At 70.6% G+C, this 8,899-nt stretch carries 6 protein-coding genes; 4 read left to right on the forward strand and 2 right to left on the reverse strand.

The features are described from left to right. Positions 1–42 precede the first annotated feature (42 nt). A complete protein-coding gene (locus ACFCV8_RS21550; protein WP_376687009.1) occupies positions 43–1,134 on the reverse strand; it encodes a sugar phosphate nucleotidyltransferase in 1,092 nt (363 codons plus the stop codon). 105 nt (positions 1,135–1,239) lie between these two features. Further along, a complete protein-coding gene (locus tag ACFCV8_RS21555; protein WP_376687010.1) occupies positions 1,240–2,682 on the reverse strand; it encodes a peptidoglycan recognition protein in 1,443 nt (480 codons plus the stop codon). A 138-nt stretch (positions 2,683–2,820) separates the two neighbouring features. Here ACFCV8_RS21555 and ACFCV8_RS21560 point away from each other — a divergent pair, with 138 nt between their 5' ends. The 4 genes from ACFCV8_RS21560 to ACFCV8_RS21575 all read left to right on the forward strand — a co-directional run bounded on the left by ACFCV8_RS21560 (position 2,821) and on the right by ACFCV8_RS21575 (position 8,870). Continuing rightward, positions 2,821–3,573: a TIGR03089 family protein gene (locus tag ACFCV8_RS21560; protein ID WP_376687011.1), complete on the forward strand. Its 753-nt coding sequence runs from the start codon at positions 2,821–2,823 to the stop codon at positions 3,571–3,573. A gap of 237 nt (positions 3,574–3,810) precedes the next feature. Further along, positions 3,811–5,103 (forward strand): LCP family protein, encoded by a 1,293-nt coding sequence (locus tag ACFCV8_RS21565; protein ID WP_376687012.1) that lies wholly within the window; start codon positions 3,811–3,813, stop codon positions 5,101–5,103. Between the two features lie 223 nt (positions 5,104–5,326). After that, positions 5,327–7,144 (forward strand): LCP family protein, encoded by a 1,818-nt coding sequence (locus ACFCV8_RS21570; RefSeq protein WP_376687013.1) that lies wholly within the window; start codon positions 5,327–5,329, stop codon positions 7,142–7,144. Between the two features lie 49 nt (positions 7,145–7,193). Further along, entirely contained in the window at positions 7,194–8,870 is a 1,677-nt protein-coding gene (locus ACFCV8_RS21575) for an LCP family protein (RefSeq protein WP_376687014.1), read from the forward strand. Positions 8,871–8,899: the final 29 nt, after the last annotated feature.

An 8,899-nucleotide genomic window follows, 5' to 3' on the forward strand; every position in this document is an offset into this window, starting at 1 on the left:
CGGGGTGTGTGTCGAGGGTAAGCCGCGGGGCGTGTCCCCGGGCTAGGCGTCGGACGAGAAGCGCACCGCCGCGTCCGGGAGGACCGCCCCGCACCAGACGCGGATGCCGTCGCGCAGTTCGTTGTCGGCACCGATCCGGGCCCCGTCCCCCACGACCGCGCCGCTGAGCACCGTACGGCTGCCGATCCGGGCACCGGCACCGACCAGCGAGTCCTTGATCACGGCGCCGGGTCCGACGACCGCGCCGGCCAGTATCGCCGAGCCCTCGATCCGGGCGCCCCCGCCGACCAGGGCGCCCTCGCCGACCACCGAACCGCCGCTGATCTTGGCGTCGGGGGCGACGGTGGCGGTCGGGAGCACGAGCCGGTCCCCGCACCGGCCGGGCACGGCCGGGGACGGGGCGCGGCCCAGGACCAGGTCGGCGGAGCCGCGCACGAAGGCCTGCGGGGTGCCGAGGTCCAGCCAGTACGTGGAGTCGACCATGCCCTGGAGGTGGGCCCCCGAGGCGAGCAGCCCGGGGAAGGTCTCCCGTTCGACGGAGACCGGGCGGCCGGCCGGGATGGTGTCGATGACCGAGCGCCGGAAGACGTACGCCCCGGCGTTGATCTGGTCGGTGACGATCTCCTCGGGTGTCTCGGGCTTCTCCAGGAACGCGGTGACCCGGCCGGTGCCGTCCGTCGGGACCAGGCCGAAGGCGCGCGGGTCCGCCACCCGGGTGAGGTGGAGGGAGACATCGGCACCGGAGCCGGTGTGCGTGGCGGCCAGCGCCCGGATGTCCAGGCCGGTGAGGATGTCGCCGTTGAAGACGAGCACCGGCTCGTCCGGCCCCGCGGTCAGCCGGGGGGCGACGTTGCGTATCGCCCCGCCGGTGCCGAGCGGTTCGTGCTCGGTGACGTACTCGATGTGGAGGCCGAGCGACGAGCCGTCACCGAAGTACGGCTCGAAGACCTCCGCCAGGTACGACGTCGCGAGCACGATGTGCTCGACCCCGGCGGCGCGGGCGCGCGCCAGCTGGTGCGAGAGGAAGGGAACGCCCGCCGCCGGGACCATGGGCTTGGGCGTGTGCACCGTGAGCGGGCGCAGCCGGGTTCCCTTCCCGCCGACCAGGAGGATCGCTTCTCTTGCCTCTGTCACCGCGCTGACTCTGCTTTCCTGCTGGGGCCCGGCCGGGATTTCGGCTGGCCAGTGTATGCAGCCCGGTCCGGTGGTGGCCGGGCGGCCGCCCGCAGCGGTGCCGGGTCAGCGGCCCTGGAGTTGGGCGGAGCTGCTCCGGGCCGAGCCGAGCTTGTTGTAGAGACGCGCTCCGGGGCATTCGGTTGCGTAGCCGTCCCGGTGGCCGGAGATGACGTTGAGGCTGACCTTCACCCCCTTCTTGTACTTGTTGCTGCCGCCGGAGACGAGGGTGACCTTGCCCTTCGGGTTGGCGCCGAACAGGCCGAGCTTCCAGGCGGTGAGCTTCGCGATGGCGCTCACCGCGGCGGCGGGCGGGTTCGAGTCGGTGAACGTGCCGAGTACGGCGATGCCCATGGTGTTGCTGTTGAAGCCGAGGGTGTGGGCCCCGAGGACGGCCTTGGTCACGCCTCCGGCGCGTCCCTCGTAGATGTTTCCGCACTTGTCGACGGCGAAGTTGTAGCCGATGTCCCGCCAGCCGCTGCTCTTGACGTGGTAGCGGTAGATGCCGCGGAGCACCGCGGGGGCCTCGGCGCAGGTGTAGTTGTTGCCGGTGGCGCTGTGGTGGATGAACGCGGCCTTGACGGTGCTGGTGTAGACGAACGTGCGCTCCCGGAGCTTCTCGTCGGCGCCCCAGCCCTTGCGGGTGACGATCCCGGGCCGGGGGCCGATGTACGGGCGGGTGCCGGGGGCGAGGCCGGCTTCCGCCTCGCCCAGCGCTTCGGAGGCGGCCTTGCTCAGGGCGGGGAGCACACCGTCCGCCGTGATCCGGCCCGTCTGCTGCCCGGTCCGGCCGGACTGCCAGGCCTTCGCCGCGCCGCTCGCGGAGGTCCGCGGGTCCTGGCCGGGGTCGACGAGCTCGAGGTGCAGTCCGCGGGGCAGCGGCTCGGCGGTGCCGGTCCGGCCCTGCGGGTCCGGGGCCTCGGGGCGTACGCGGACCGAGACGGCGTCCGAGTCGCCGACCCAGAGCGGGGCGGTGGAGCCGCGGACGGCGGCGGAGTCGCGTTCGGCGGTGCCGAGGTCGGCGGAGTGCTCGGCGTTGTGCGTCTCCAGGCTCTGCCAGCTCGACCACGTGCCGGTGCCGGTGGCGCGGGTGCGGACCTGGACGGTGCCGCGGAGTTCGGCGTCCGCGTCGTTCCAGACGACGCCGAGCAGGGAGAAGGGGCTGACCTCGCGTTCGGGCAGCCCCTCGTCGGGGACGGTGGCCGGGTCGCCGACCCGGTCGGACGGTACCGGCAGGGCCCGCAGCGGCAGGGACTGCGTGGAGCCCGGCACGTCGACGGATCTGGCCGCCCGGTCGGGGACGGACGCCCCGTCGGAAACGGACGGCCTGTCGGGAACGGACGGTCTGCCGGGAACGGACGCCCCGTCGGGGGCCGCCGACCCGGCGGGGGCGGTGCGGTGGGCGGAGGTGGAGGCGGGAGCGGGGGCGGCGCCCGCGGGCACGGCCGACGGCAGGGCGAGAACGGCCGCGCAGGCGACACCGATCGAGGAGACGAGGAAGGCACGCATGCGAATAATCCTGGTCATATTGTGGCAACTCCGGCTACCCGGACCGGGCCCCGAACCTGACGGCCCCTCGGTTCCGGCGGCGGTTCCGGCGGCCGTTTCCGCCCTCGCGACCGGCCTTCGCCGCGTACCCTTGCGCGGATGAACGCCACCGACCGCACCCCTGCCGACCTGCTGCGTTCCGCGCTCGCCGCGGACCCGGCCCGCCCCCTGGTCACGTTCTACGACGACGCCACCGGGGAACGCGTCGAACTCTCCGTGGCCACCTTCGCCAATTGGGTGGCCAAGACCGCCAATCTCCTCCAGGGCGAGCTGGCCGCCGAGCCCGGCGACCGGCTCGCGCTGCTGCTCCCCGCGCACTGGCAGACCGCGGTCTGGCTGCTCGCCTGTTCCTCGGTCGGGGTGGTGGCCGAGGTGGGGGGCGACCCGGCCGACGCCGATCTCGTCGTCAGCGGCCCGGACGGGCTGGAGGCGGCGCGCGCCTGCTCCGGCGAGCGGGTCGCCCTGGCGCTGCGCCCGCTGGGCGGCAGGTTCCCGCAGCCCCCCGAGGGTTTCGTGGACTACGCGGTCGAGGTGCCCGGCCAGGGCGACCGCTTCGCGCCGTTCGCGCCGGTGGACCCGGACGCCCCGGCGCTGGTGGTGGACGGTACGGAGCTGACGTCGGCGCAGTTGGTGGCGCGGGCCCGCGAGGAGGCGGGGGCCCTGGACCTGTCCGCCGGATCGCGGCTGCTCACGGGCCGCTCGTACGACTCCTGGAAGGGACTGGCCGCGGGGCTGTACGCACCGCTGGCCGCCGGGGCCTCCGTGATCCTCTGCCGCCACCTGGACCGGCTGGACGCGGAGGGGCTGGCGAAGCGCGTGGCGAGCGAGCGGGCCACCACCACGGCGGCGTGACGCCGACGCCAACACCGACACCGACACCGACACCGGATACCGATGCAGCTGCTGCTGCGCGATACGACAAACGCCCCCGAGGGCCACTCATCCGGCCCATACCGGGCCGAGTCCCGGTGGCTGAGCGTCAACTCCGGTACATGATCGGCGTTACGGACCACCGGGGACACAACCAAGCGTGAGGTTCAGCCGTCTACTTCTGCGACCGGTGGCCCGAGGTGCCGCCGAACGTGAAGGATGGACGCAGACGTGAGCGAAAGCGCCGGGCCGCCGGACGAATCGGCGGAGGGCGGGGACGGGCCGCACTCCGGGAGTTCCCCCGGGAACCACTCCGGCGAAGACACCGGGGGCGGCCCCGGCAAGGACTCCGGCATCACCCCGGTCACCGCCCCCCGCCCCCGACGGCACTGGCTGCGCTGGACCGCACTGGGCGCCTCGTTCGTCGTCCTGGCCGCGGCGGGCACCGGCTGGTGGCTGTACCAGAAGCTCGACGGCAACATCAGGACCGACACGTCCGTCGCCGCCGAGCTCAAGGTGTACGAGCGGGAGCGGCCCGTACCGGTGGTGCGCGACGCGGAGAACATCCTGCTCATCGGCTCGGACAGCCGGGAGGGCGAGAACAGCAAGTACGGCCGGGACGACGGCGGCAGCCAGCGTTCGGACACCACGATCCTGCTGCACCTGGCGGCGGACCGGAAGAGCGCCACCGCCATGTCCCTGCCGCGCGACCTGATGGTGGACATCCCGTCGTGCCACCGGGCGGACGGCACCGCGACCACGAAGCAGTTCGCCCAGTTCAACTGGGCCTTCGAACGGGGCGGCACGGCCTGCACGATCCGTACCGTCGAGAAGATGACCGGCATCCGGATCGATCACCACATGGTCGTCGACTTCGACGGCTTCAAGGACATGGTCGACGCGGTCGACGGCGTCGAGGTCTGCCTCAAGAAGCCGGTCGACGACCCCGACGCCCATCTGAAGCTCCCCGCCGGACGCCAGACGCTCGACGGCGAGCAGGCGCTGGGCTACGTACGGGCCCGCAAGTCGATCGGCGACGGCAGCGACACCGAGCGGATGGACCGCCAGCAGCAGTTCCTGGGCGCGCTGGTGAACAAGGTCCAGAGCAACGGCGTCCTGCTCAACCCGACCCGCCTCTATCCGGTGCTCGACGCCGCGACCAAGGCGCTGACCACCGACCCGGGACTGGACAACCTCAAGGACCTGTACGAAGTGGTGCGCGGCATGCGTGACGTACCGACGGACAAGGTGCAGTTCCTGACCGTGCCCCGGCAGCCGTACGTCGCCGACCGAAACCGGGACGAACTGATACAGCCCGACGCGGACCGGCTCTTCAAGCGGCTGCGCCGGGACGATCCGGTCGCCGTGGTCCCGGCGGACCAGCTCGCGCATGACGACGAGAAGAACAACGGGAAAAACAATGCCGGGTCCGATACCCCGGGCTCTTCCGGCCCCAGCCCGACGCCCACGTATTCGGGCAACAACGCGGCGGCGGACCTGTGCGAGCAGTAAAGCAATTCCCAAACAGAAGCCGGTGATCGGCGTGTAATGAGCAGTATGACCAGTTGTAAGGACCGTGGAATTTGTCACGCGCGTCGCTCGACCTGGAATCGGGCGGATAGTGTGACGCGATCCGGTGCTGCCGGCCGTCTGGCCGCGCACTTCTGGAGCGAAAGATCGAGCGCCTGATCGGGGGAGGCGCCTCGCGTGGCACCGACGGAGGACACAAGTAACCGTGGATGCGCAAAGCCGTGGGCGGGCGGACGGAATCGACCCCGCAGACCAGTGGGTACTCAACCCGGACACTGGTGATTACGAGCTGCGACTGAATAATTCCGGAGGGGATTCGGGCGGCTCTTCCCGGACTTCCGGTCCACGTGTCCCCCACAGCAGAGGCCCGGTCCAGGACAGTGACAGCGGTCGGCGGAGCGCCCCCCGCGACGGCGGGGGCGAGCGCCGCGATCCGGCCCGCGAGGGCGGCCGCCGGGGCGGCCCGGGCCGCGAGGTGCCCGGCCAGCGCCGCCGTACCGCCAACGGGACGCACGGTACGGAGGGTTCCGACCCCGAGGCCTCCGGCTCCCGGCGCGCCCGGAAGTCCCGCAAGGCGCCCAAGGCGCGGCGCAAGAAGGCGCTGATGTGGACGGGCGGGGTGACGGCCTTCGTGCTCGTCGGTCTGTCGGTGGGCGGCTACGCGCTCTACCAGCACTTCAACAGCAACCTGAACACGGTCGACATCGGCGGGTCCGGCAACAAGAACGTCTTCGACAACGACGCCCCGATCAACATACTCGTCATCGGTACCGACAAGCGGACCGGCAAGGGCAACCAGGGTTACGGCGACAAGGGCAGCGTGGGCCACGCCGACACCAACATCCTCTTCCACGTCTCCGAGGACCGCACCAACGCGACGGCACTGAGCATCCCGCGCGACCTGATCACCAACATCCCCGACTGCGAGGTCAAGCAGGAGGACGGCTCGGAGAAGACGGTCCCGGGCAGCCAGGGCGTCCGCTTCAACGAGAGCCTCGGCCAGGAGGGCCGCGGACCGGGCTGCGCCATGGACACGGTCAAGGCGATAACGGGTCTGAAGGTCGACCACTTCATGATGGTCGACTTCAACGCGGTGAAGGAGCTGTCCACGGCGGTCGGCGGCGTCCAGATCTGCCTGGGGAAGGCGGTCAACGACGCGGACTCCCACCTGAACCTGCCCGCCGGTGAGCACCGCATCCAGGGCGAGGACGCCCTGGCGTTCGTGCGGACCCGGCACAGCTTCGGCAACCGGGGCGACCTGGACCGCATCCAGGTCCAGCAGCAGTTCGTCGCGTCGATGATCCGGCAGATGCAGTCGGACGACACCCTGACCAGCCCGACCAAGCTGTACAAGCTCGCGAACGCGGTGGTCAACGCGCTCACCGTGGACTCGGGCATCGGCTCGGTGAAGAAGCTGACCTCGCTGGCCCAGGAGATCAGCAAGGTCAACACCAAGAACATCACCTTCACCACCGTGCCGGTGCTCGACAACCCGGCGGAGAAGGTCAAGGCGACCGTCGTGCTCAACCCGCCCAAGGCGGACGCGCTGTTCGCGATGATGCGCGACGACACCTCGCTCACCGAGGTGAAGTCGGAGAAGAAGGCCAAGAAGAACAAGCAGGACGCGCTCCTCAAGGGATCGAAGGCCGCCGCGGCCGACGTACGGGTCGATGTGTACAACGGCGGCGAGGTCCCGGGGGCCGCGCAGGCGACGGTCACCTGGCTCCAGAACGACCAGGGCGTCCTCAAGTCCACCAACAAGTCCAACGCGCCGTCGAAGGCCGAGAAGACGACGCTGGAGTACGCGCCGAACCAGGCGGACCAGGCCCGTGCGCTGGCCGCCATGATGGGCCTGCCCGGCTCGGCCATGAAGCCGGGCACCGAGGACGCCGAGGGGCTTCAGGCGATGGTCCTGACCCTCGGGAAGGACTTCAAGGCGGCGGGCACTCCGATCACCGGACCGACCAAGGTTCCGGACGACATCCAGCAAGCCAACGCCGACAAGGCAGTGTGCGCCAAGTGACACCGGGTCACCGCGCTGAACCACGAAACTGAGCAGCAGGGGGGTCCCGGTGGGACGGAGCAGCACGCCCGGAGAGGGGACGCGACCACGCGTCCGTCACGCCGATCAACTCGGCTGGGACGACGGGCTGTACGAGGACGGGCCGGAGCAGGGGGCGGGCTCCGGCGACGGGGAGCGGCGGGCCGCCTCCGCGGAGTCCGGTCACCGGCGCGGTGGCCGCAAGCGGAGCGGCGGGAGCGGCAAGCGCAAGGTGCTGCGCTGGAGCGCGTCGGTCCTGGCGCTGCTCATACTCGGCGGCGCGGGGGCCGGATACCTCTACTACGAGCACCTCAACAGCAACATCAAGAAGGCCGATCTGACCCTCGGCGACAAGAAGATGGCCGATCACAAGGCCAACGCCGCCGGTCAGACCCCGATAAACATCCTGCTCATAGGCTCGGACGCGCGGGACGACAAGGAGAACCAGAAGCTCGGCGGGGCCAAGGACACCTTCGGGGCACCGCCCCTGGCCGACGTGCAGATGCTGGTCCACCTCTCCGCCGACCGCTCCAACATGTCGGTGATCAGCATGCCGCGCGACACCATGCTGAAGTTCCCGAAGTGCACCGACCCGGAGACGAAGCGCGTCTACCCCGCGACCACTGGTCTGAAGATGACCAATGAGACGCTCGACCGCGGCGGTCCCGGTTGCACGGTGGCCACCTGGTACGAGCTCACCGGCATCACCATCGACCACTTCATGATGATCGACTTCTCCGGTGTGGTCTCGATGGCCGACGCGATCGGCGGCGTCCCCGTCTGCGTGAAGGGCAACGTCTACTCGCACACCCGCGCCGGCAAGGGCTCCGGGCTGAAGCTGGAGAAGGGCACCACGAAGATCAAGGGCGTACAGGCCCTCCAGTGGCTGCGCACCCGCTACGGCTTCGAGGACGGCACCGACCTCGGCCGCACCCACGCCCAGCACATGTACATGAACTCGATGGTCCGTGAGCTGCGCAAGGGCACCAAGCTCACCGACCCGGGCAAGCTGACGAATCTCGCGGAGGCGGCGACCGACGCCCTGACGGTCGACAAGGGCATCGAGACGGTCAAGAGCCTGTACGACCTCGCGGAGGAGCTGAAGAAGGCTCCCACCGACCGGATCACCATGACGACGATGCCGAACGTCTACGGGACGGGCATCCTGAAGGACCGGGTACTGCCCAAGCCGGGCGAGGCCGAGCAGCTCTTCCAGATGGTCCGCGACGACATCCCGCTCGACGGCAAGGCGTCCAAGAAGAAAAAGAAGGCCCCGGTCGCCGAGAAGCCCACCTCGACCCCGGCCGAGACCCCGGTGACCATCCGCAACGGCACCCGCACCGAGACCGAGTACCCGGTCAAGGGCCGGGCGACGGCGGTCCAGGGTCTGCTGTCCGGGAAGGGCTTCACCCAGTCCTCGCTCGACACGGCGAACACCGAGGCATCGGTCCGGACCACGGTGTCCTACCCGAGCGTGGACATGAAGGGGAACGCCCAGGCGGTCGCCAAGGCGCTCGGTATCCCGCTGAGCGCGGTGAAGAAGTCCACCGACGTCTCGGGCATCACGCTGACCGTGGGCGCCGACTGGCGCGAGGACGGGCCGTACAAGGCTTCCGCGGCCGAGGAGAAGACGCCGGACAGCGCACGGGCGCTCAACGGCGGCGACGAGAAGGCCTGCATGGACATCCAGCCGGGCTTCGGCTGGTAACGCCCGGGCACCACGCACCGCGGGGCCCC

It is taken from the genome of Streptomyces sp. NPDC056347, assembly GCF_042262625.1.
Classification (GTDB): domain Bacteria; phylum Actinomycetota; class Actinomycetes; order Streptomycetales; family Streptomycetaceae; genus Streptomyces.